Annotated in this window: 1 protein-coding gene; it reads right to left on the bottom strand. The window is 38.3% G+C overall.

Annotation, left to right across the window (positions count from 1 at the left end; all coding sequences use genetic code 11):
* Positions 1–243 (bottom strand): protein rep (locus AWV70_RS24035; RefSeq protein WP_160327730.1); only part of this gene is annotated, 243 nt, incomplete at both ends.

Below are 243 nucleotides of genomic sequence, written 5' to 3'. Positions count from 1 at the left end.
ACTCACCATTTTTAAATTTGGTCATAGCGTCTTTAAATAGCCCAGAATAGACAATTAATCGTTTGCCTTTTAAGGCTTTATAAAACTCCTCGAAAACTTCTTGGCTAATTAAATAATCACTGTCTTTTGCAGAGTACTTCGCAATCTCATAAACTTTATCATCTCGACCATTGCGAACTTTCCGCACGTCAACTTGTGTAATGAATGGGTTTTTCGTGACCTCTTGCCACAGTTCGAGCCAGC

The organism is Sporosarcina koreensis, from assembly GCF_001531445.1.
Lineage (GTDB): Bacteria > Bacillota > Bacilli > Bacillales_A > Planococcaceae > Sporosarcina > Sporosarcina koreensis_C.
Note: the sequence above shows the minus strand (reverse complement) of the source record. Positions and strands in the feature narration are given on the sequence as shown.